This is a genomic window from Sphingomonas sp. CCH10-B3, assembly GCF_001556185.1.
Taxonomy (GTDB): Bacteria; Pseudomonadota; Alphaproteobacteria; order Sphingomonadales; family Sphingomonadaceae; genus Sphingomonas; species Sphingomonas aquatica.
In genome coordinates, this window is sequence record NZ_LSIJ01000039.1 from 1 (window position 1) to 22,855 (window position 22,855).

Consider the following 22,855-nt stretch of genomic DNA (forward strand, 5'->3'; position numbering starts at 1 on the left):
CCCCAACCCCTCCCCTGAAGGGGAGGGGCTTGGCCCTCAAATATTACGCCGCGGCGCCTTCGTCCGCTTCGCCGCCTTCGCTCGACTTAAGCGCCGACGGGGCGACGATCGTCGCGATCGTGAAGTCGCGGTCGTCGATCGCGCTCTTGGCGCCCTTCGGCAGCGTCACGTTCGAGATGTGGATCGACTCGCCGACGTTGAAGCCCTTCAGCGACACTTCGACGTCGTCGGGGATTTCGGCGGCATCGACGATCAGCTCGAGTTCGTGGCGGACGACGTTGAGCACGCCGCCGCGCTTGATGCCTGGCGAAGCGTCTTCATCGGTGAAGCGCACCGGCACCTGCACGGTGACAGTCGCATGTTCGGAAATGCGCAGGAAATCGGCATGGACCGGGCGGTCGCTGACCGGATCGAACGCCACGTCCTTGGGCAGCGTGCGGACGGTCTGGCCGTCCACCTCGATCATCACGACCGAATTCATGAAATGGCCCGTCATCAGCAGGCGATAAAGCGCCTTTTCCTCGACGTGGATGGCCGTGGGTTCTTGCTTGTTGCCGTAAATGACGGCGGGTACGCGGCCTTCGCGACGCAGCGAACGGGAGGCTCCCTTGCCAACCTGTTCACGGGTCTCGGCCGCGAGCGTCAGTGTCTCGCTCATGCCAATCTCCGAAAATCTTGCAGTATTAAGGTGTCAATCCGGCCAGGCCTCCAGGGATGACCCTGACCGGAAGCGCGGGCGCATAGCGGGAAGCGCACGCCAGCGCAAGAATTACTGGACGCGGGTGACACGCCAGCCCGCCGCGCGCAACCGCGCGACCACTGATTTGGGTCCGGCCAGATGTCCGGCGCCGACCGCGACGAGCAATCGACCCGGCTGCGCCATGCGGCCGCCGATCCATGCCGCCCAGCGCGCGTTGCGGCGCGTCAGCAAAACTGCCTCGATCGTCGGCGACCCGGCGAGCGGGCGGGCGACGAGCGCAGCGATCCGCGCTTCGTCCCCCTTCGCCCAAGCATCGAGCGTTGCGCGATAGCCGTCCACATCGCTGATGCTTGCCGCCAGCAGGCGGCGCTGGTCGTCCTCCGTCAGCGCATCGAAAAACCCGAGCTGGCCGGCAAGCGTCTCCAGCCCGATCCGCGGCTTGCCCGCCAGCCGCTCGCCGATCACGGCCTCGACCCCGGCGGCAGGCCGCGCGCCATGGTCGATACCGGCAAGTGCCGCACCCAAGGTGAGCGCTGCCGCCCAGCTCTTCATCCCGTTCAGGTCAGCAAGCGACAGACGAGCGCGCGCCGCGGTCGCCTCAAGCTTGGAGCGCAGCGCGGGCGGGACGCGGTCGACAATCGGCGGCAGGCCTTCACCCTTGCCGATCCGCGCAAAGGTTTCACTCGCGACAGCGGGGGCGAGCGCGGGCAATTCGGTGACCAGCGTGTCGGCCGCGCGCTCGGCGGCGACAATGGCCGGCGTTTCCCACTGCACCCGATCGGGCAGCGCATGTACTGTCCCCAGCAGCCAGATCCGGGTGTCGGCGTCCTGCACCAGATACAATGCCGGCCGCGCCTCGATCGGGCGCGGCCGGTCGCAACCAGGCAGCAGGGCGGCAAGCCCGATCAGGACCCACCGCCCGCCTGCCATCGTCAGTAGCTCACGCGCTTTGCGGTAATGCCATAGCGCTTGAGCTGGTTCTGGACGCTGTTCTTGCCCGCCAGATGCCCTGCGCCCACCGCGACAAAGGTCGTGCCCGGGCGGCTCAGCAGGTCGTCGATCACGACGGCCCAGCGTTTGTTGCGATCGGCAAGCAGCAGCTTGGCCAGTTCGGGTTGGGCGTTCAGCCCTTCGTTCAGCGTCTTGTCGAGCGCGTCGGGATCGCCCTTCGCCCATTGCGCAACCATCTTGTCGATCGTCTCGCCGGCCTTGAGCAGGTCCTTCACCGTTTCGCCGAGATATTTGACCTGCAGCCGCTGCGGCATCGTGTCGAAATAGCCGAGCTGCTGTTCGAGCGATTCGAAGCCCGCGACGGGCTTGCGGTCCTTCTTGGCGGCGGCGAGCAGCGTCTTTTCAGCGCCGCTGTTGGGATCATAGCCGAGCTTGAGCAGCGGGATCAGGCCGAGGTTGACGGCGGCGAACCACGGTTCGAACTGGTCGAACGCGGCGGTCGGGATGCCGAGATCGGCCATCGCCTTTTCGTAGGCAGCGCGATCGGCAGCGGGCAGCTTTTGCGTCAGCGGTACGCCGGTGGTGTCGGTCGCGAGCTTCAGGACCACCGGCTGGCTGGCCTTTTCGTCGACATCGGGCAATTCGAGGATCAGCCGGTCGCTGCGGTCGAAGGCGGCCTTCACTTCCTCGTCGAACCAGCTGAGGCCGGGCTTGAGGACGTGGACAGTCCCGAACAGATAGACCGTCGCATCGCCGCGCTTCAGGACCCAAAGCGCCGGGTCGGCATCGACTGTCGCTGCGGCGGCAGCCGGGGCGGGGGCAGTCTGCGCAGTGGCGGGGCCAGCGAACAACAGGGCCAGCGCGGCGGTCGCGCCGAGCAGGGGCTTCAACATCTTCATCGTCATAGGACCTTTCAGCAGATTTGTGGGTGGTAAGAGAGAAATCAATCAGCCGCGGTCGCGCAGCCACAGCACGGAGTAAGCGATCATCGTTGCGCCATAGGTGCATAGGAACAGTGCCACCGCGCTTGGCCGGGGCAGGAGGCCACCAGCGGCGAGCACGACCCAGACCGGATAGCCGGCGACGACGACGAACCAGCCGGCCGTCATCGACCAGAGATTGCGCTGCACCTTCACTTCGTCGATCGTTCGGAAGCCATAGGCTGGCAGCGCGCCGAGGCCGATCAGCACGGCAATCGCGATCACAATCGCGAACAGCGGATCGAGCTTAAGCTCCCCCTGGGCCAGCGCAAAGAGGGCGTAGCGAGTGCCTGGCGTCGAGACAGCGAGTACGCCGCCGATGACCCCGCCGAACGCCGCCGCAGCGAGCAGATAGTTGCGATGGAACCGTTCACGGGCGCGGGCTGCCTGTTCGCCGGGACCGGGCCGGTCAGTGGCGGCGGCTGCCTTTGGCAGTGGGGTCAGCATTTCGTCTGCCATGTCATCCTCCCCGCCGCTGGTAGAGGTAGGTCGCGGTGCCGCCGACCACTGCTAGGGCCCACACCAGATCGGGCTTCAGCGTGATCCCGAACGGCGCCAGCACACCGATCAGCGGATAGCCGAACAGCGCGATCAGGCCGATCGCGGCATAGCCGTTGATCGCGCGGCGCCGGATTACTTCGTCATGCTGGCGCCACTGCACCCAACCACCGATGACGGCTGTCAGGATGATCAGCCCGGCACTGACCGGGCGGAGCCAGTCCGGCTCGCGCTTCGGCGCGCCGGTTATGCCATCGGCAAAGCCGAGCGCCGCCGGCAGTACAACCAACGCAGCAACGGCAACGCCGACCATTATCGTAACAGTACGTCGCTGCGCCCGCTGCCGCGCCAGTGCGGCGCGCTCGCCGGGGCCGAGTTCACGGCGGATGCCCGGCTCAATCATGGCTGTCGCCGTCATCGAAAATCTCCTCGATCGGCATGTCGAAAAGCCGCCCGATCTTGAAGGCGAGCGGCAGTGAAGGGTCGTGCTTGCCGGTTTCAATTGCATTGACTGCCTGGCGCGACACGCCGAGCCGCCCGCCGAGTTCGGCCTGGCTCCAGTCGCGTTCGGCGCGCAGCACTTTCAGCCGGTTCTTCACAGATCCGGTCAATGCGCCAAAATGGAAGCGAGTGAAATCGCCAAGGCGACCAAACCCCCGGCGAGGGCGATCCAGTCGTCGCGGTGTGTCTCTGTCGAACGCGAACACATGAATGTCTCCGTCATGTGTGCCTCACCAAATGTCAGGCACGCATGACTAAATGACAGTGATTCGCGACTATGTCAAGAGGACCTGACTTATGGTCATTGTCGCCTGACTTGTGGACGCCGGAAGGGGCATTGACCCGCTTCGGCGCGCGCGCCAAAGGAGAGCGAAATTTGCCGCATCTGCGAAAGACCCGCGCCTTGGCCGCCCAGCCACTCAGTTTCCAGCGCATGATCCTGAAACTCCACGATTATTGGAGCGAACAGGGCTGCGTGATCCTGCAGCCTTACGACATGGAAATGGGCGCAGGCACGTTCCACACCGCGACGACGCTGCGCGCGCTCGGCCCCGATCCGTGGAACGCCGCGTTCGTCCAGCCGTGCCGCCGCCCGACCGACGGCCGCTATGGCGAGAATCCCAACCGGCTCCAGCATTATTACCAGTATCAGGTGATCCTGAAGCCGAGCCCGCCCGACTTGCAGGAGCTCTACCTCGGCTCGCTGGCGGCGATCGGCATCGATTTCGGCTGCCACGACATCCGCTTCGTCGAGGACGACTGGGAAAGCCCGACGCTCGGCGCATGGGGGCTGGGCTGGGAAGTGTGGTGCGACGGGATGGAAGTGACCCAGTTCACTTACTTCCAGCAGATGGGCGGCTTCGACTGCAAGCCGGTCGCGGGCGAGCTGACCTATGGGCTCGAGCGGCTGGCGATGTACATCCAGAACAAGGACAGCATCTACGATCTGGCGTTCAACGATCCCCCCCGCTCAAACCCCTCCCCTTCAGGGGAGGGGCAAGGGGTGGGGGATGCCTCGCAGAGCCTGTCGCCCGGCGCCCACCCCACCCCAACCCCTCCCCTGAAGGGGAGGGGCTTTATGACTTACGGCGACGTCTTCCTCGAAAACGAGCGCGAGATGAGCGCGTGGAATTTTGAAGTGGCGAACACCGATTCGCTGTTCGACCAGTTCCGCAAGCACACCGCCGAATGCGAAAATTCGCTCGGGCGCGGGCTGCCGATCCCGGCCTATGAACAGGCGATCAAGGCGAGCCACGTCTTCAACCTGCTGCAGGCGCGCGGTGTCATTTCGGTGCAGGAACGCGCGAGCTACATGGGCCAGGTCCGCGATCTGGCGAAGGGCGCGTGCGCGGCGTGGATTGAACGGATGACGCCCGAATGGCAGGCCCGCTTTCCCGGGTGGATGCTGTGAGCGATTTTCTGCTTGAGCTTCGCTCGGAAGAAATCCCTGCGCGGATGCAGGCGAAGGCGCGCGAGGATCTCGCCAAGCTGTTCACAGCCGAACTCGCCAGGGCCGGGATCACCGCCAGCGACATCACCACCTACGCCACGCCCCGCCGCCTCGCGCTGATCGCGCGCGGGTTGCCGCTGCAGACAGCGGCGGTGTCGGAGGAGACCAAGGGACCGAAGGTCGGCGCGCCGCCGCAAGCGCTTGAAGGATTCCTCCGCAAGACCGGCCTGACGCAGGACCAGCTCGTCGAGCGCGACGGCGTCTATTTCGCGGTGATCGAAAAACCCGGCCGCGCGACCGCCGATGTGCTCGCCGAAGCGATCCCCGCGATCATCCGCGCCTTCCCCTGGCCCAAATCGATGCGCTGGGGCGCCGCCTCGCTGTCCACCGAGAGCCTGCGCTGGGTGCGGCCGCTGCAAGGCATCGTCGCGCTGCTGGACGGTGTCACGGTGCCCTGTGAGGTTGCCGGAATCGCCAGTGGCAGCGAGACCGTCGGCCACCGCTTCATGTCGAGCGGGCCGATCAGCATCGACAGTGCGGCGACCTATGTCGAGCAACTCCGCGCCGCGCATGTCATCGTCGATCAGGACGAACGCGCGAACATCATCGCGCTCGGCGCCAAGCTCGCCGCGCGCAAGGCGGGCCTCACGCTGATCGAGGACGCCGGGCTGCTTGCTGAAAATGCCGGGCTCACCGAATGGCCGGTGCCGCTGCTCGGCCGCTTCGACGAAGCGTTCCTCAGCGTCCCGCCCGAAGTGATCCAGCTGACCGCACGGGTGAACCAGAAATATTTCGTCTGCACCGATGCCGACGGGAAACTGGCGAACGCCTTCATCTGCACCGCCAACATCGACGCCGAGGACGGCGGCGACCGCATCGTCGAGGGCAACCGCAAGGTGCTCGCCGCAAGGCTGAGCGATGCGCGATTCTTCTACGAGACCGACCTGAAAGTGCCGCTTGCGGAGCAGGCGAAGAAGCTCGACCGGATCGTGTTCCACGAAAAATTGCGGACGGTGGCCGACAAGGTCGAGCGCGTGGCGAAACTCGCGCGGTGGTTGTGCGAGGAGGGAATCGTTACTTCTCCCCTCCCGCTTGCGGGAGGGGCCGGGGGTGGGCCTGATCCGACCGCGAGCGCGCCGATTGCCGATAGCCCCACCCCTAACCCCTCCCGCAAGCGGGAGGGGGATAAGGAACTTGCAGACCTCACCGAACGCGCCGCCCGGCTGTGCAAGGCCGATCTCGTCACCGGCATGGTCGGCGAATTCCCCGAGTTGCAGGGGCTGATGGGCGGATACTACGCCGCCGCCCAAGGCGAAGACCCCCGCGTCGCCGCCGCGATCCGCGATCACTACAAGCCGGCCGGGCAGGGCGACGAAGTGCCGACCGATCCGGTGACGGTGGCGGTGTCGCTGGCGGATAAGCTGGATACGATTGCAGGGTTTTTCCGATGCGACTTACCGCCGACGGGTTCCAAGGATCCGTTCGCGTTGCGGCGAGCGGCGTTGGGCATCCTGGCTACTATCCAAATCAACAACTTGCGCCTGAACTTAGTGCCAGTGTTCGCTCAAGCTGTTGAGCTGGCCGGTCGGGCGATTCAAAGGTCTGACTCTCAGTCTGCACCTAGTGGTGGGATCGCCTTTGGATCGGTGCGCTTTGTAGCGCCCCAATCCAGAGGCGGCTTCAAAAGCGGACATGAACGCTGGGTCTGGGAACTCCTCGACTTCTTCGCCGACCGCCTCAAAGTCCAGCAACGCGAGGCTGGGGTCCGCCACGACCTGATCGACGCTGTCTTCGCGCTCGGGGGGGAGGATGATCTTGTCCGCCTGCTCGCGCGGGTGCGGGCGTTGCAGGCGTTTGTCGGGACCGAGGATGGGGCGAATTTGCTCGCAGGCTACAAGCGTGCGGCGAATATCTTGAAGAAGGAGGGGGTTGCTACTGCGCCTGCCAGTGCTCCCGCGGAAGCGGGAGCCCAGGAGCCACAGGCGATGTCGCCCGCGACTTTGGACCCCCGCGTGCGCGGGGGTGCTGATGGGCAGGAGGAGGGGACACGCCCCTACACCCCCGAACCCGCCGAAGCGGCGCTCATCGCTGCGCTCGATGTTGCCGCCCCTGCCGCTGCCGCCGCCGTCGAGCGCGAAGACTTTGAAGCCGCGATGGCGGCGCTCGCCAATTTGCGCGCGCCGATCGACGCCTTTTTCGAAAGCGTCACCGTCAACGACGCCGACCCGGCCAAGCGCGCGGCGCGGCTTTCATTGTTGGAAAAAGTGCGCGATGCGGTGCACCGAGTCGCCGATTTCTCGAAAATCGAGGGATGAGACCCCCCTGCGATGGGCGTAACTTTTGTGACCTTTCAACCAATTTCCGCCCGCGCGGCGGCTGACGGGAACGATCGATGAGCAGATATGTCTACCGCTTCGGCGGCGGGGTTTCGGATGGGCGCGGCGCCGATGGCAAGACGCTCGGCAAGGAACTGCTCGGTGGCAAGGGCGCCAATCTCGACGGCATGGCATCGATCGGCCTGCCGGTGCCGCCCGGCTTCACGATCAGCACCGAAATGTGCACGCGCTATCTGAACGAGGGCCAGGTCTTCCCCGACAGCTTGCGCGCCGAAGTCGCCGAGGGCCTCGCGCATATCGAGGGGATTACGGCCAAGCGCTTCGGCGATGCCGCCGATCCGCTACTGGTGTCGGTGCGCTCGGGCGCGCGGGTGTCCATGCCCGGCATGATGGACACGGTGCTCAACCTCGGCCTCAACGACGAAACCGTCGTCGGGCTGGCGGCGACGAGCGGTGACGCGCGGTTCGCCTGGGACAGCTATCGCCGCTTCATCCAGATGTATTCGGATGTCGTGCTCGAACTCGATCACGGCGCGTTTGAGGAAGCGCTGGAAATCGCCAAGGAAGACAAGGGCTATTTCCTCGACACCGAAATGACCGCCGAGGACTGGCAGGCGCTGGTCGCCGAATACAAGGCGCTGGTCGAAAAGCTGTGGGACAAGCCGTTCCCGCAAGACGTGCATGACCAGCTGTGGGGCGCGATCGGCGCGGTGTTCGGGTCGTGGCAGTCGGAGCGCGCGAAGGTGTATCGCAAGCTGAACGCGATTCCCGGCGACTGGGGCACCGCCGTCAACGTCCAGGCGATGGTGTTCGGCAACATGGGCGACACCAGCGCGACCGGCGTTGCCTTCACCCGCGATCCGGCGAAGGGCGACCGCGCCTATTACGGCGAATTCCTGATCAACGCCCAGGGCGAAGACGTGGTCGCGGGCATCCGCACGCCGCAATATCTGACCAAAGCCGCGCGCGAAGCCGCCGGCGCCAAGCCGCTCAGCATGGAAGAGGCGATGCCCGAAACCTATGCCGAACTAGCGAAGGTGTTCGACCTGCTGGAGACGCATTACCGCGACATGCAGGACATCGAATTCACGGTCGAGCGCGGCAAGCTCTGGATGCTCCAGACCCGCTCGGGCAAGCGCACGGCGTCGGCTGCGCTCAAGATCGCGGTCGACATGGCCAACGAAGGGCTGATCACCGAGGAGGAAGCGGTGGCGCGGGTCGACCCCGCCGCGCTCGATCAGTTGCTGCACCCGACGCTCGACCCGAAGGCGCCGCGCGATGTGCTGACCAAGGGCCTGCCCGCGTCACCGGGCGCTGCCTCGGGCGTGGTCGTGTTCGACAGCGAGACCGCCGAGCGCCGGGCGGGGTTGGGCGATGCGGTGATTCTTGTGCGCATCGAAACCTCGCCGGAGGACATCCACGGCATGCACGCCGCCCGCGGCATCCTGACCGCGCGGGGCGGCATGACCAGCCACGCCGCGGTGGTCGCGCGCGGGATGGGGCGGCCGTGCGTGTCGGGCGCGGGGACGATCTCGATCGATGCCAAGGCGCGGGTGATGCGCGTGAACGTCGCCGGTCAGACGCGCGAAGTGCGCGAAGGCGACACGATCACGATCGACGGCGCGAGCGGCGAAGTGATGCTGGGCGAAGTGCCGACGGTGCAGCCCGAACTCGCGGGCGATTTCGGCGTGCTGATGGGCTGGGCCGACAAGGTGCGGCGGATGCGCGTGCGCACCAATGCCGAAACCCCGCTCGATTGCCGCACCGCGCGCGATTTCGGCGCGGAGGGCATCGGGCTGTGCCGCACCGAGCATATGTTCTTCGATCCGGGCCGGATCACGGCGGTGCGCCAGATGATCCTTGCCGACAGCGAAACCGGGCGTCGCGCCGCGCTGGAGAAACTGCTCCCCGAGCAGCGCGCCGATTTCACCGAGATTTTCGACGTGATGGCGGGGCTGCCGGTGACGATCCGGCTGCTCGATCCGCCCTTGCACGAATTCCTGCCGCACGCCGAAAGCGAATTCGCCGATGTGGCGGAGGCGACCGGTATCGGCATCGAGGCGCTGCGCCGCCGCGCCGCCGAACTGCATGAATTCAACCCGATGCTGGGGCATCGCGGATGCCGGCTCGGCGTGACCTATCCCGAAATCTACGAAATGCAGGCACGCGCGATCTTCGAAGCCGCGCTCGACGTCGCGGCAAAGACTGGCGCGGCGCCGATCCCCGAAGTGATGATCCCGCTCGTCGCGACGCGCCGCGAACTGGAACTGATGAAGGCCGTGGTCGACGCGCAGGCCGAAGCCGTCTTCGCCGAGCGCGGCCAGCGGATCGACTATCTCGTCGGCACGATGATCGAACTGCCTCGCGCCGCGATCATGGCGGGGCAGATCGCCGAGGTCGGCGCCTTCTTCAGCTTCGGCACCAACGATCTCACGCAGACCACGCTCGGCGTGTCGCGCGACGACGCCGGGCGCTTCCTGACCGCCTATGTCGACCAGGGCATTTACGCGACCGATCCGTTCGTCAGCTTGGACGTCGAAGGCGTCGGCGCGCTGATCGAGCTTGCCGCCGAGCGCGGGCGGGCGACGCGCGCCGACATCAAGCTCGGCATCTGCGGCGAACATGGCGGCGACCCGGCAAGCATCGCTTTTTGCGAGAAGGTCGGGCTCGATTACGTTTCCGCCTCGCCCTATCGCGTCCCGATCGCACGGCTGGCGGCAGCCCAAGCGGCGCTGGCGCAACGGGCGAAAGGGGCGGCGCACGGTTGAGCGCGCCGCCCGGTCGATCGGTTATTTTGCGTTGGCACGGATCGCTTCGGCCACATCCTGGCTGAAGCTGCCCTTGTAGCGCGAGTTGATGACCAGCCCGACGCTGATCCCGTTGTTGAAGCCCAGGATCAAGGTATTCACTTCGCCCTTGTTATTGGGCGCGGGATGATAACCGCCGTGGCCGTAAGCGGTGAGGCCGCCGCCGAAGTCGAAATACATCAGGCCCAGCCCTTCGTCGCGCATCATCTCCACCGTCGTTTGCGGCAGGATCTTGTCAGTGAACATCAGCGCGTTGACGAAGGTCGCCAGCTGGCGCGACGACAGGTTCCATCCCTGCGAGCCGCAAACGTCGATCATGCTGCCCCATGGCTGGCCCGGCAGCACCTTCGTCCAGTTGTAGTTCTGCGGCGCCGTGCTGTTCCAGACATTGTCGTCGAACGCGGAGATGTAGCTGAGCGCCGGGTTGACGGCGGGCGGTGCGCAGGACTGGTTACCAACGCCTGCGGGCGCGAGTGTGTTGACGTTGACCAGCATCGTGTAGCGGCCACCTTGCTGGGTCGGCGTCGGCGGAATCGCATTGTCTTCGAGTTGGTCGATCATCAACCGCATCAGCGCATAGTTGGCGTTCGAATATTTGGTCCAGATCGGGATGCCCGGATTTTTGTCGGCGATTTTCACGCCGGCCGCAGCGCATGCTTTCAGCCCGTCATAATCGATCCCGCAGGCGCGAATGCCGCTGTTGTGCGCCAGCAGCTGACGCAGGGTGATGTCCCTGAAGGTCGGCGAATAAGTCCAGGTCGGCGGCAGCAGCTTCCACGCCGGGCTGTCGAGGCTCACGCCACGCTTGGCAGCGAGCTTGATCAGCGTGGCCGCGGTGATCGTCTTGCTGACCGAAGCGATGGAGATACGGTCGTTGCCCGTCCAGCCGCGCGGTGCCGAATCGGGATCGCGCCGTGCCATGCCGCCATTCGCCTCGGCACTCGCACCGCCGGGCATGATCACGGTTACCGAATAGCCAACCGATTTGCCCTGAAATTTCTGGTTTATGGCCGCGGTGATGAGGTTGGCGACCGATTGCGGTGAGAGCTTGATCGTTGCCGGGTTGAACTTCCAGGCTCGCACCGGGGTGCGCACCTGCGGTTGCAGGACGCTCGGCAGGCGCGAGGGGAAGCGAGCCTGCGCATCGAGCGCTACGGCACTGGGGCTTGCGGTCTGCACATTGGGCCGTAATCCGGGCGTTTGAGCGAGCGCTGTTGCGCCGATCGCGCTGCCGATCACTAGCAGCGCCGGGCGAAGGGTGGATTGCATGCGTGGTCTCCTGTCGGTGGGTGGGTACGCCAACGCAAACAACACGCGCGCCTGCTGAAGGGGCGGCAGCGCAAGGGTACGACAAGTGCCGAAATCGGACAATCATTGGCATGGATTGCGCGCCTCGACTCGCGCAAATGGCGCAACCAGCATTGCGCGCGAGGGGGCGAAGCGTTTATGACGCCAGCGTGACAGCGTGACAGCGTGACAGCGTGACAGCGTGACAGCGGGGGAGCGGGCTTGAGGAACTGGCAGCGGCTGGCGATCTGCGGGATCGCCGGGCTGGTCATCGGCAGCGGCGGCGCTGTGCTCAGCGTCCGCGCCGGGGCGATCGGTGCTCAAAATCTGATCGGCCAGTGGATTACCGGCCGCGACTTCGGCACCGAAGCGGCGAGCCGCTATACCCGCGCCGTGGTGGCACTGCGCGGGTTGCTCGCGCTCCCGGCAAGCGAGGCGCGCTACTATACAGCTGCCACCGACGACAGCGGTGCCCCGCTCGACGGCAAGTGCCGCTATCTGGTGACCGGCGGCGCGCTGCCCGCCAAATGGTGGAGCCTGACGCTGTACGACCGCGCAGGTTATCTGGTGCCGAACGAGGCCGGGGTCCATTCGATCGGCAGCGCGGGCCGCTCGCCTGCCGAGGCCGCACGCTGGCAGGTGATGATCGCGCCGAAGCGCGTGGCGGGCGAGTGGTTGCCGACAGGCGGCATTGCCCGGTTCGAACTGACGCTGCGCGCCTATCTGCCGACTGACGGCGGCGGGGGTGATTTCACAAAGGCGCAATTGCCGCGCATCAGCAAGATGGGGTGCGCATGATTCGGCGGTGGCTCGGTGCCCTGATGTTTGGGCTGTTGTGCGGCCTGATCGCGTGGCTGGTGACGCTGGCGCTGATCCCGCACGCGCTGATGAGCTTCGCCGTATCGCGCGTCGCTCAGCAGGCAGGGGCGATCAATGCGTTCGCGCATGCGCCGCTGGTGACGGCGGCTTCGCGCGCGATCGTGCGGCCGAGCCCCGATCTGCTCTATTCCTCTTGCCCCTTTGATGTGTCGGACGCGCCGCTGCTGATCGATGCGACGCCGGTCGACGCGCCTTATTGGTCGCTGTCGATCTTCGACTCGCAGACCAATGCGGTGTTCGTGCGCAACAATCAGGCGGGACTTGCGCCAGTGAAAGTGGCGGTGCTGGGGCCGGGGCAGTCGGCGCCTGCCGGATATACGGCGGTCAACGTCAAGGGCGCGCGCGGGCTGGCGCTGGTCCGCATCCTGATCGATCGGCGCCATCCGTCGGCGGCGATCGATGCTGCCCGCCGCACGGCGCGCTGTCGGCTAGCCAACGAGCGCGGCGGGGCCTGAATCGAGCAACTGCGCTTGCGATCGCCACTGGTCGCGCGCGATCGTCCCGGCATTCAGCCCGAGGCGCAGTTCAAGCGCCAGCTCGTCCTCGATCGTCAGCGTCGCGATGTCGCGGATTGTCGTTACACCGAGCGCCGCGAGCCGATCCGCAAGCGCCGCGTCGATGCCGACGATATGCGTGATCTCGGGGGCGGGCCGGGTGCCGCTGATCGGCAGCGGCGCTGCGGGCGACGGCGGTGGCGCTTGCGTCGACGGCAGCGGCATCGGCCCTGCCATCAGCGCGGCGACCATCCGCGCGTGGCGGGCTTCGCTGCGCGCGCGGTAATCGGCATAATTGTCGCGCTCATCCTCGAAGCGACGACGCCATACTGCCGCGCGATCATTGCCGAAATAGCCGATCGCGATCCCGATCAGCAGAATCACCACGGCGATCGCAATCAGCGCTATTGTCGTCGGCGGCATGGCCATCCTGCAGTCACGGGTCGGACCCGCGACTTTTGCGATGGCACGGTGCGCTTATCAAGCGCCGCGCGTGCGGCGACGTACCGGCAGCTGTGCCATTACAGTGCGACTAGATGCCGCCCTTGAACGCGTCGGAGATCGAACAGGCCGCCGGTCCCAGAATGACGACGAACAGCGTCGGCAGAATGAACAGGATCAGCGGGATCGTCATGATCGCGGGCAGGCGCGCGGCCTTTTCCTCGGCGCGCATCATGCGTTCGTTGCGGAATTCGGCCGACAGCACGCGCAAGGCGCTGGCGAGCGGGGTGCCGTATTTTTCGGTTTGCACCATCGTCGTCACCACGCCCTTGACGGCATCGAGTGCGACGCGCTGGGCGAGGTTTTCGAACGCCTGACGCCGCTCGGCAAGAAAACCCAGCTCGATCGCGGTCAGCGTGAATTCATCGCCTAGTTCGGGATAGGCGCGGCCGAGTTCGCGCGCCACACGCCCGAATGCAGCGTCGACCGTCAGACCCGCTTCGGCGCAGATAACGAGCAGGTCGAGCGCATCGGGCAAACCCTTGCGGATCGCGTTCGAGCGATTGTCGATCTTGTTCTTCAGATAAAGGTCGGGTGCCTTGTAGGCGAGGATGAAGCTGCCCGCGACCAGGCCATAAGCCTTCAGCGGCGACCAGTCCGAAAACATGTCGGTGCCATAGACGAGGTACAGCATCAGCCCGCCGAACACGACGGGCAGCACCATCCGCCCGAAAATGACCGCGACCGCATATTCCTTCGAGCGGATACCCGCCTGCAGCAGCTTTACCTGCGCCTGCTTGACCTGGCTGTCCTGCAGCACTTTCAGCGACTGCAGCATGTTGCGGATCGTGTCGGTAGTCTGGTTCTGGCGAACCAGCTTCGCGCGCCGCTTCGAAGTCGACGCGGTGATGCCCGCCTTCAACTGTTCGCGGCGATCGTTGAGCGCCTTGACGCGCTTGGCCATCGGATCGCGCACGGTGGTCGCGGCATAGATCGCAAGCAGCACCATGAAGGCAGCGATGCCCGACAGGATCGTGGCGACGGCAACGACATCGACGCCCAGAATCTTGGGGCCGCCGGTGGCTGCGAAGCTGGCAAGAAAGAACATCCGCCGCGCCCTTCAGATTTCGAAATTGACCATGCGCGCCATGATGAACGCGCCGATTCCCATCCAGCCCATGCCGCCCAGACCCGCGACGATCAGCCGCTGGTCGGTGAAGAAGCCGTACATGTAGCTGGCGTTGATTGCCCAGATCATGCCGAACACGATGAACGGCAGCGAACCGACGATATAGGCCGAGGCCTTGGATTCGGACGACATCGCCTTGATCTTCAGCTTCATCTGGCCGCGCTGGCGCAGCACCGTCGCCAGATTGGCGAGCGTTTCAGCCAAGTTGCCGCCGGTTTCGCGCTGGATGGCGATGGTGATGACGAAGAACTGGAATTCAGGCGTGCCGAGCCGGTCGGCAGTGTCCTGAAGCGCCGCGTCCATCGTGCGGCCGATCTTCATCTTGTCGGTGATGGAACGGAACTCGACGCCGACCGGGCCATCGACCTCGGCGCCGACCACCGCCATCGTCTCGCCGATCGGTAGACCCGAGCGCAAGCCGCGCACGAGCAGTTCGATCGCATCGGGGAATTTCGCGTTGAACTGCTTGATGCGCCGACCGATGAAGAAGCCGACCACGAGATGCGGCAAACCCGCGCCGACAATTACGCCGAGCCCGAGCGCGAGCAGAATCGGTCCGCCGCGCAGCCAGACGAGCAACGCGACCACGATGAACAGGCCGAGCGTCGCCATGCCATATTGGCCGACGGTCCAGGTCTTGCCGGTCTGCGACAGCCGTTTGCGCAGCAGCGCGGGGTTGGGAAGGATGCTGGAAAAGGCAGTTTCGACGCGGGTCGCGCGGTTGGCGGTGATGCGGCGAAGCTGCGCTTCGACAACCGCGCCAGTCGAACCATTGTGGCGATCGGCGACGGTCTTCAGCCGGCGTGCCTTCGCGCGCTGGGGCGACGGGCCGGCAAAGGCGAAGACGAGCATCAAGAGCACGACCAGCGCGCCCGTTGCCAACATGGCCACCGTCATCACCGGCACTTCGCTACTCCCACTTTCGCCCGCGCCTGCAGCCGCGGGCTGACCAACTTACTTTGCCTTGGCAGTGCGCTTCGGCATCAGCGACTTGAGATCGCCAAACTTGCCCATCAGCGATGATGCGCCGCCTTCAGCCGTGGCCGGCTTGGCACTGCCCTTGTTCTTGCCCTTGCCGACCGGCTCGGCACCGCCATCGGCCAACGCCAGCAATCGCGACGAGAGGTCGGCGAGCGGCGCCATCGTCTTGGAACCCTTGCCGACTTCGGCCATCGGCTTGCCGAGCTTGGCCGCCTGCGCGGCAAGTTTCTGGTCGAATGCCAGCGCAACATCGACCTTGCGCTCGATCGAGCCTTCAAAATCCTTGCGGCTGATTTCGAGCGGCGCGTTGGCGTGGACCTTGTTCGCCACGACGAACACCTGCGTCTGCGGCGCATTCGATTTCATCCACGACAGGATGCGGATGGTGTCGCGGGCCGCCGCCAGCGTGAATTCGGTCACGACGATTGCCATCTGCACGTCGCTCATCAGATGCGGATGGTTGACCAGCATCGCGCGCGGCAGGTCGGTGATGGTGCATTCGAACGCGACGCGCATTTCCTCCTGCAACTGGTAGAAGGCAGCGCCATCGCTGATGATCGGTGCGTTGATCGGCGCTTCGGCCGACAGGATCGACAGCCGCTCGCTCGACTTCACCATCGCGCGTTCGATGAACAGACCGTCGATGCGGCTCGGGTTTTCGATCGCATCGGTCAGCCCGCGACCCGGCTCGAGGTCGAGCGCGAGCGCCGCGGTGCCGAAATGCACGTCGAGATCGAGCAGCGCCGTCGTGCGGCTGGCCTTGTCGCTGGTCAGCCAAGCGAGCGACGTGGCAATCGACGAAGCGCCAACGCCGCCGCGGGTGCCGATGACGGCGACCGAGCAATGCGGGCGTTCTTCACCCTGTTCGACCTGCTTCGGCGCATTGAGCAGCGCTTGTGCGGTCGCAAAGGCTTCGCGCAGCATGTCGGGATTGAGAGGCTTGAGCAGATAATCCTGAATGCCGCTCGCGACGAGATCGCGGTACAGGCGGACGTCGTTGACTTGGCCGGCGGCAATCACCACCGTGCCGGGCTCGCAGACTTCGGCAAGCGCGTTGATGTCGTTGAGCGGATCGCCGCTTTCGGACAGGTCGACGAACAGCACATGCGGGCTCGCCGACACCGACAGCGTCTGCACGGCGTTGCGCAGGCCGCCCTTGTTGACCTTTTCAGGCGCCCAGCCGAGCTCGATCGCGATCGGGCGAATCGCCTCGGCGGTCGTCTCGTCGCAGACAAAGCCGACGAAGGGTTCGCGGGTGCCGGGGCGACCGGTCCAGGGTGCGTTCATTACTTGCCTCCGGTGCTTTCGGACTTCAGGCCATTGGCCCCGCTGCTGGTGGTCCGGCGCAGCAGCTGGACCGCCTTGCTGCTCGTGACCGGATCGGTGGCGCCGGTTGCGCCGCGGCCATGGACCAGATCTTCGGGCTGGGCGACCATCGCCGCGAGGTTCGAATTGATCGCGCAGCCGTGGTTGGACGTTGTATTGCCTTCGAATTCGGCATTGCCGTTGCGGCTATAGTCGGGGCAGCCCGGGACGCTCGCGACCGCGCGGGTAATGACGACGCGGACGGCGCCGGGCGTCATTGCAGCGGCCGTGATCGGCGCATTGTCTTCGAGGAACAGGCCATAGCGTGCAACCAGGCCAGCGATCTGCTCGCGAACGCCGCTGGCGGTGCCGCTCGGATCGTCGACGGCAATGCGATCGCCATAGCCGACCCGCAGCGCCGCCATCCAGCCGACCAGACGCTGGAGTTCGGCGGGCGAGGCGCGGCCACCGTCGGTGACAACGTCGAAGACATAATCAGTGCGCGAGACGACTGGCTGGTGAACGGTTTCAAGCCCGCGATTGGGCGTGCCCGTGCACCCTGCAACCAGCAAGGCAGGCGCGGCGAACAGGATCATCGAGAGACGGGTGCGCATGGCTTTCTCCTGAGGACGACGGGCGATCATTGCAGGTTGAATCCGGGGGCGGCGCCGGGCGACTTGCGCGGTTCGGGCAGGACGACCTTCTCCTCACGCCGGGCCGGTGCCGCAGGCGGCGTTTGCGATGCCGGGGCAACTTCGGGGCCGGCAGTGAGGCCGAGCGACGGCGCAACGACGGTCTGCGGTGGCGCCATCGACGGCTTGGGCCGTTCGCCGCCGCTGGTGCCGCCACCGAGCTGGCCAAGGAACACGCGGCCCAGATCGGTCGGTGCCTTATAGCCATCGGTCGGCAGCACGATGTCGTTGGCGTGGACCGGCTTCACCAGATAGGGCGTAATCACGATCACCAGTTCGGTTTCGTTGCGCTGGAAGCCGTTCGAGCGGAACAGCGACCCGACGATCGGGATGTTGCCGAGCCCCGGCGTCTGCTCGATCGAGTTGTTGTGGTCGTTCTGGAGCAGGCCCGCGATCATCATGCTCTGGCCCGAGCCGAGCTCGACCGTCGTTTCGGCGCGGCGGGTGCTGAGCGCAGGGATCGTCGTGCCGTTGATCTGCACAGCGCCCGAGCTGGTCAGCTGCGACACTTCGGGGCGCACGCGCAGGCTGATGCGGCCATCGGCAAGCACCGTCGGCGTATAAGCAAGGCTGATGCCGTACTGCTTATATTCGACCGACACCGCGCCTAAGCCCTGGCTGATCGGGATCGGGAATTCGCCGCCCGCCAGGAACGAGCTGGTTTCGCCCGACAGTGCGGTCAGATTGGGTTCGGCCAGCGTCGAGACCTGACCGTTGCGTTCGCCAAGGTCGATCGCCTGCAGAATGTCGAGCCCGAACAGCTTGCCGGCAAGGCCGAGCGTGGTGAAGGCCGTCGCGCTCTTGGCGATTTCCGAGATGCTCGATCCGCGCGGATTGATGAATTGGCCGGTCGAAGGGTCATAAGGGCCCGTGATCGTCCCGCCATTCGCGGTCGGAATGGTTGCGGTCGGATAAGTGGCAAGGTCGGCCGGCGTCACTGCACCGGGCGAGCGGCCCGAACCGACGCCGAACGAGAAGCCGCCCGTCGAGTCCTTGGTCGCAATGTTGCTGCTGATGTTCTTGACGAAGGTGCGGCTCACTTCGGCGATCTTGACGTGCAGCTGGACCTGCAGCGGCGTCGCCGTCCTCAGCCGGTTGATCACGACGATCTTGAGCTGCGCGCCGGGAGCCGACACGTCGACACCGGGGTTGAGCAGCGACGCGGCGAGCGATTGCGCCTGCGAAATATCGTCAGGCGTCGCGACGGTGCCGGTCAGCACTGCGATCTGGCCAACCGTCGTGATGCGGATGTCGGCATCGGGCATCGCCAGCTTCATCATGCGATCAATCGAGGTCAGGTTCTGGCTGACGCGGACGCTGGCGGCATAGACAACGCGGCCATCGCCGGCGGTCGCAAAGATCGTCGCTTCGCCGGTGTCCTTGCCGAACAGGTTCAGCTGGCGCGCGCTGCGGACATAGACATCGGCAACGGTCGGATTGGAAATCCAGACATCGGTAGCCGCCGACGGCAGCGTGATGAGTTCGCCCTCGCCGATCGACAGCTTGACTTCGTTGGTCGGCCGCTGGACGCCGGCTGGCAGTTGCGAATAGTGCGTCGCCATCGGCCGCGGCGGCATCGGACGCGTGGGCGTAACGGGCCGGGGGCGCGCCGTCTGCGCCCACAGCGCCAACGGCGTGCTGACGATCAGCGCCGTTGCGACGGTCGTCCGCAGCGTGCGTTGCAGGATGGTCGGGCGCATCTCAGTTCTTCCCCCCAATCGGAACTTCGGTCACGTTATTGCCCCGCGTCACACGAATGACCGGACCTTTGGGCGCCGCAGCGCCGGGATAGGGCGCGGTGGGCGCAGCCGGCGGAGTCACCGGACCACCGAGCGCGTTCAGGCCACCGGCAGGCTTGCCGGGCACGGTCGAGCGCTGGAAGCGCGAGACATCGGCACCGGTCGCATAGCTGTTCTTGCTGGCGGTGCCTTCGCCTTCGGCCTTTGCCATCATCGCGCGTTCGGCCTTGGGATCGTTGCCGGCTGGCACCGATACCGCGCCCGACGCGATCGCCTCTTCGAGTTCGGCAGCATTGTCGGCGATCGAGCGCAGCGCGACCGTGAGCGTACCGCCCAGGTTCTGCGTAACTGCGATCTTTTCGGCGAGCTTCGGCGTCGCTTCGACGGTGACCGTCGAATAGGTGCGCACCACCGTCTTGCCATTGTCGTCGACGGTGTTGTCGGTGCGCTGGTCGGTTGCGAGCACGCGCAGATTCTTCAGCACGGTCTCGGTGACCTTCAGCGGCGGGCCATCGCCGCCACCAGCAACCGACTGCGTCAGCATCAGGTCGATCCGATCGCCCGGGAACACGAAGCCGGCAACCGCCGACTGGGTCGACACCGGCACGGTGACGGCGCGCATGCCCGGCCCGAGTGCGGCGGCAAGGAAGCCGCGATCGCCCGGCTTCACCAATGCGCCCTGCGTCAGCGGCTGGCCCGCGGTGACGGCGAAGCGCACGACGGTGCCCTGCAATTTCTTGAGATCGGTGTCGCCCTGGCCCTTCACGAAATAGGCCTTGGGATCGACCAGCTCCTGCGGCCAGGGCTGAAACTTGACGGCGGTCGCGTCGAGGATGGTGCCGACCGGCAGCGCGCGGGTCGCGACGAGCACTTCGGGCCCGTTGACCACGGGCGCGGGCGCGCCAACGGCGCTGGCGCCGGGCGCCGCACTGCCGACAAGCAGGCTGCGCGCCATGAACGCGGTTATCGCGGCGACCAGCAACGCGCCAACGAGCAATACGATCTTGCGAACATCCATGACGTCTTGCACCCCTGTGGACGCGGATCACCTGATCCTGCGCCTACCCTTCACGTAAATTGGTTAAGAAGCGGTTCACGCACCGCGAGCAGCCCGGCGATTGCGATCGCCACGCCGTAAGGAATTTCAACTGGTCCATCGGCCTTGCGCCACCAACGCTCGGCGGCGACCAGCAAGGTGACGGCGCCACCGACCAGCGCCATCACCATCAGCAGCCCGACGAGCGCGGGCCACGGAAACCACAGCGCGAGCGCGCCGATCAGCTTCACATCGCCGCCGCCCATCTGCCCAAGCGCGAAAGCGCCGGTGAAAAACGCGAAAACCGCAAGCGCAATGCCGATCTGCAAGGCAATGTCGGGCCACAGCGCGAACCCCGCCGCCCACCACCACAGCGGCGCGAGCAGCGCGATTACCGCGTTCTTCCAATTGGCAATCGTGCGCAGCCGCGCATCCTCGATCCCGCAGGACAGAAGCAGTACGGCCAGCACGACTGGCAGGATGACTGACAAATTGCCCCACGTCATAGATTTACGTGCTAGACGACAGGGCTTTCCAAAAAGTAACCAAGCGCCATGGCCTCATCCGCGTTGTACCGCCGAGCGATTCCTGCTGCGGCGCGTTTTTCCTCCTGGGTGGCGGCCGATGGCTGGTCGCTCCGCCGCTTCGACTGGCCCGCCGAAGGCAGGGCGCGCGGTCGCATCCTGTTTCAGGGTGGGCGCGGTGACATCCCCGAGAAATATCTGGAACTGTTCGCGCACTGGCACGCACAGGGCTGGTCGATCACCTCGTTCGACTGGCGCGGGCAGGGTGGATCGGGTCGCTTGTCGCCTGATCCGCGCGTTGGCCATGTCGATGATTTCGCCGATTACATCCGCGATCTTGCCGAATTCTGGCACGGTTGGGTGGCGGAAGGGCAGGGGCCAACGGTGGTGATGGGGCATTCGATGGGCGGCCACCTTATCCTGCGCGGGCTGGTGGAGGGCGTCATTCGTCCCGACGCGGCCGTGCTGGTCGCGCCGATGCTCGGCCTGAAGAGCGCGTTCGGGCCCTGGCTCGGGTCGCGGATCGCCGGCATCATCGGCAACATTGGCAATGGTGCGCGGGCGGCGTGGCGCGAGAATGAAAAGCCGGGCGCGACCGAAACCCGCCAGAGCCTGTTGACGCATGATCTCGACCGCTATGCCGATGAACTGTGGTGGCAGCACAGCAAGCCCGAGCTCGTGCTGGGCCCGCCGAGCTGGCGCTGGGTGATCGCCGCCTTTGCCTCCACGCAGGCGCTTCGCAGCGATACACGCCTCAAAACGCTCGCGGTCCCGGTGCTGGTGCTGGCGCCGATGGCCGATGCGCTGGTCGACGCGCGCGTGGCGGTCGCAATCGCCGGGCGGCTGCCCGATGCCCGATTGGTGCGCTTTGGCGACGAGGCCGCGCATGAAGTGCTGCGCGAGGTCGACGCGGTTCGCAATCGCGCGATTGCCGAAACCGACCTGTTCCTTGCCGCGCGCGTGCCGGCTGCATGAAGCGGTTCGACATTGCCGTTGTCGGTGCGGGAATCGCCGGGGCGAGTCTTGCCGCCGAACTGGCCGAGCACGCCAATGTCCTGCTGATTGAGGCAGAGGATGCACCCGGCTATCACGCGACCGGGCGGTCGGCTGCCTTCTGGTCCGAAACCTATGGCGGTCCCGGCGTCCAGCCGCTGACCAGCGCGTCGGGGGCGTATCTGGAGCGCCACGGCTTCCTGCAGCCGCTCGGCTCGCTCCACATCGGTCGCGCCGAGGATGCTGCCGCCGCCGATGCCTTTGTCGCAGCCTTTGCCGCCAGCGGCATCGCGCTGGAGCAGGTCGATCCGCGCGCGCAGGTACCGGGGCTGCGCGCCGACTGGACGATCGGCATCAGCGAACCGAGCTGCGCGTACATCGATGTCGCCGGGCTGCATCAGCATTACCTTGCGCGTGCACGCAAAGCCGGTGCCGAGATTGTCGTGCGCGCCGGGCTGACGGCAGCGACCCGGCTTGCGAACGGCTGGCAAATCGAGACGACCGGCGGCCGTTGGGAGGCGGGCGTCATTGCCAATGCGGCTGGGGCCTGGGCCGACGTGGTCGCGCAAGCGGCGGGGGCTGCACCTCTCGGTCTGGCGCCCTATCGGCGCACGATGGCGCAGCTGCGGACCGATCCGGCGGCGCCCGACGGCATGCCGCACGTCGCGCACATCGGCGGCAGTTTCTATTTCAAGCCCGAGCCGGGCGGTCGGCTGTGGCTGAGCCCGCATGACGAAATTCCCTCACCGCCGTGCGATGCCGCGCCTGAGGAAATCGACATCGCCATCGCGATCGACCGGTTCGAGCAGGTGGTCGACTGGCGCGTGGCCGCCGTCGAACGGCGCTGGGCGGGGCTGCGCACCTTTGCGCCCGACCGGTTGCCGGTGATCGGCTTCGATCGCTCGGCGCCGGGCTTCTTCTGGTTTGCTGGACAAGGTGGCTTCGGCATCCAGACCGCCCCCGCAGCGGCGATGCTGGGCGCTGCCCAGTTGCGCGAGGTGGCGCCGCCAGCCCCGGTCGCGGCGATCGATCCGACGCGCTACGCGCCGACTCGCTTCGGCTGAGTGGTTCG

The 22,855-nt window shown here is 66.0% G+C and carries 22 protein-coding genes; 7 read left to right on the forward strand and 15 right to left on the reverse strand.

What is annotated here, in order from left to right:
* Positions 1 to 43: 43 nt before the first annotated feature.
* The 6 genes from AX672_RS07640 to AX672_RS07665 all read right to left on the reverse strand — a co-directional run bounded on the left by AX672_RS07640 (position 44) and on the right by AX672_RS07665 (position 3,728).
* Positions 44 to 658: a 50S ribosomal protein L25/general stress protein Ctc gene (locus tag AX672_RS07640; RefSeq protein WP_066650515.1), complete on the reverse strand. Its 615-nt coding sequence runs from the start codon at positions 656 to 658 to the stop codon at positions 44 to 46.
* A gap of 111 nt (positions 659 to 769) precedes the next feature.
* Entirely contained in the window at positions 770 to 1,630 is an 861-nt protein-coding gene (locus AX672_RS07645; protein WP_066650516.1) for a TraB/GumN family protein, read from the reverse strand.
* A 2-nt stretch (positions 1,631 to 1,632) separates the two neighbouring features.
* Positions 1,633 to 2,544 carry a TraB/GumN family protein gene (locus tag AX672_RS07650; protein ID WP_331711181.1) on the reverse strand — a complete coding sequence of 304 codons (912 nt, stop codon included), beginning with the start codon at positions 2,542 to 2,544 and terminating at the stop codon, positions 1,633 to 1,635.
* Positions 2,545 to 2,598: 54 nt separating this feature from the next.
* On the reverse strand, positions 2,599 to 3,090 hold the full coding sequence (locus AX672_RS07655) for a hypothetical protein (protein ID WP_066650518.1): 492 nt from the start codon (positions 3,088 to 3,090) through the stop codon (positions 2,599 to 2,601).
* A 1-nt stretch (position 3,091) separates the two neighbouring features.
* A complete protein-coding gene (locus tag AX672_RS07660; protein ID WP_168727383.1) occupies positions 3,092 to 3,547 on the reverse strand; it encodes a hypothetical protein in 456 nt (151 codons plus the stop codon).
* On the reverse strand, positions 3,525 to 3,728 hold the full coding sequence (locus tag AX672_RS07665) for a helix-turn-helix transcriptional regulator (RefSeq protein ID WP_066650525.1): 204 nt from the start codon (positions 3,726 to 3,728) through the stop codon (positions 3,525 to 3,527). Before AX672_RS07665 ends, AX672_RS07660 begins: the two co-directional genes overlap by 23 nt.
* Before the next feature lie 335 nt (positions 3,729 to 4,063).
* Between AX672_RS07665 and AX672_RS07670 the strand changes: the two genes are divergently transcribed.
* From AX672_RS07670 to ppdK, 3 genes are all read left to right on the forward strand, one after another.
* Positions 4,064 to 5,041, forward strand: a complete 978-nt coding sequence (locus AX672_RS07670; protein WP_066650527.1) for a glycine--tRNA ligase subunit alpha — start codon at positions 4,064 to 4,066, stop codon at positions 5,039 to 5,041.
* Complete coding sequence (glyS, locus tag AX672_RS07675; RefSeq protein ID WP_066650586.1) at positions 5,038 to 7,395, forward strand: glycine--tRNA ligase subunit beta; 2,358 nt, start codon at positions 5,038 to 5,040, stop codon at positions 7,393 to 7,395. Before AX672_RS07670 ends, glyS begins: the two co-directional genes overlap by 4 nt.
* 77 nt (positions 7,396 to 7,472) lie before the next feature.
* Positions 7,473 to 10,184 (forward strand): pyruvate, phosphate dikinase, encoded by a 2,712-nt coding sequence (ppdK, locus tag AX672_RS07680; RefSeq protein WP_066650535.1) that lies wholly within the window; start codon positions 7,473 to 7,475, stop codon positions 10,182 to 10,184.
* Between the two features lie 21 nt (positions 10,185 to 10,205).
* Here ppdK and AX672_RS07685 read toward each other — a convergent pair whose 3' ends face one another.
* Entirely contained in the window at positions 10,206 to 11,492 is a 1,287-nt protein-coding gene (locus AX672_RS07685; RefSeq protein ID WP_066650536.1) for a serine hydrolase domain-containing protein, read from the reverse strand.
* Between the two features lie 240 nt (positions 11,493 to 11,732).
* Here AX672_RS07685 and AX672_RS07690 point away from each other — a divergent pair, with 240 nt between their 5' ends.
* Together AX672_RS07690 and AX672_RS07695 are read left to right on the forward strand one after the other, a co-directional pair.
* Positions 11,733 to 12,308, forward strand: coding sequence for a DUF1214 domain-containing protein (locus tag AX672_RS07690; protein WP_066650538.1), 576 nt, complete (start codon positions 11,733 to 11,735; stop codon positions 12,306 to 12,308).
* A complete protein-coding gene (locus tag AX672_RS07695; protein WP_066650540.1) occupies positions 12,305 to 12,844 on the forward strand; it encodes a DUF1254 domain-containing protein in 540 nt (179 codons plus the stop codon). The genes AX672_RS07690 and AX672_RS07695 overlap by 4 nt, the downstream gene beginning before the upstream one ends.
* Here AX672_RS07695 and AX672_RS07700 read toward each other — a convergent pair.
* The 8 genes from AX672_RS07700 to AX672_RS07735 all read right to left on the reverse strand — a co-directional run bounded on the left by AX672_RS07700 (position 12,818) and on the right by AX672_RS07735 (position 20,772).
* On the reverse strand, positions 12,818 to 13,306 hold the full coding sequence (locus AX672_RS07700; RefSeq protein ID WP_202189275.1) for a hypothetical protein: 489 nt from the start codon (positions 13,304 to 13,306) through the stop codon (positions 12,818 to 12,820). The two genes, AX672_RS07695 and AX672_RS07700, sit on opposite strands and share 27 nt — an antisense overlap.
* Positions 13,307 to 13,415: 109 nt before the next feature.
* Positions 13,416 to 14,432: a type II secretion system F family protein gene (locus AX672_RS07705; protein ID WP_202189276.1), complete on the reverse strand. Its 1,017-nt coding sequence runs from the start codon at positions 14,430 to 14,432 to the stop codon at positions 13,416 to 13,418.
* Between the two features lie 12 nt (positions 14,433 to 14,444).
* The gene (locus AX672_RS07710) at positions 14,445 to 15,419 is read right to left on the reverse strand and encodes a type II secretion system F family protein (protein WP_066650544.1); all 975 of its coding nucleotides are present in this window, start codon (positions 15,417 to 15,419) and stop codon (positions 14,445 to 14,447) included.
* Positions 15,420 to 15,467: 48 nt separating this feature from the next.
* Positions 15,468 to 16,781: an AAA family ATPase gene (locus AX672_RS07715; protein ID WP_066650546.1), complete on the reverse strand. Its 1,314-nt coding sequence runs from the start codon at positions 16,779 to 16,781 to the stop codon at positions 15,468 to 15,470.
* Complete coding sequence (locus AX672_RS07720; RefSeq protein ID WP_066650548.1) at positions 16,781 to 17,413, reverse strand: CpaD family pilus assembly protein; 633 nt, start codon at positions 17,411 to 17,413, stop codon at positions 16,781 to 16,783. The genes AX672_RS07715 and AX672_RS07720 overlap by 1 nt, the downstream gene beginning before the upstream one ends.
* Positions 17,414 to 17,439: 26 nt before the next feature.
* Positions 17,440 to 19,191 (reverse strand): type II and III secretion system protein family protein, encoded by a 1,752-nt coding sequence (locus tag AX672_RS07725; RefSeq protein ID WP_082730442.1) that lies wholly within the window; start codon positions 19,189 to 19,191, stop codon positions 17,440 to 17,442.
* 1 nt (position 19,192) lies between these two features.
* On the reverse strand, positions 19,193 to 20,248 hold the full coding sequence (gene cpaB / locus AX672_RS07730; RefSeq protein WP_066650550.1) for a Flp pilus assembly protein CpaB: 1,056 nt from the start codon (positions 20,246 to 20,248) through the stop codon (positions 19,193 to 19,195).
* Between the two features lie 50 nt (positions 20,249 to 20,298).
* Positions 20,299 to 20,772: an A24 family peptidase gene (locus AX672_RS07735; protein ID WP_168727384.1), complete on the reverse strand. Its 474-nt coding sequence runs from the start codon at positions 20,770 to 20,772 to the stop codon at positions 20,299 to 20,301.
* Between the two features lie 48 nt (positions 20,773 to 20,820).
* Between AX672_RS07735 and AX672_RS07740 the strand changes: the two genes are divergently transcribed.
* Together AX672_RS07740 and AX672_RS07745 are read left to right on the forward strand one after the other, a co-directional pair.
* Positions 20,821 to 21,765 (forward strand): alpha/beta fold hydrolase, encoded by a 945-nt coding sequence (locus AX672_RS07740; protein ID WP_066650552.1) that lies wholly within the window; start codon positions 20,821 to 20,823, stop codon positions 21,763 to 21,765.
* Positions 21,762 to 22,847, forward strand: a complete 1,086-nt coding sequence (locus AX672_RS07745) for an NAD(P)/FAD-dependent oxidoreductase (RefSeq protein WP_066650554.1) — start codon at positions 21,762 to 21,764, stop codon at positions 22,845 to 22,847. The genes AX672_RS07740 and AX672_RS07745 overlap by 4 nt, the downstream gene beginning before the upstream one ends.
* Positions 22,848 to 22,855 lie beyond the last annotated feature (8 nt).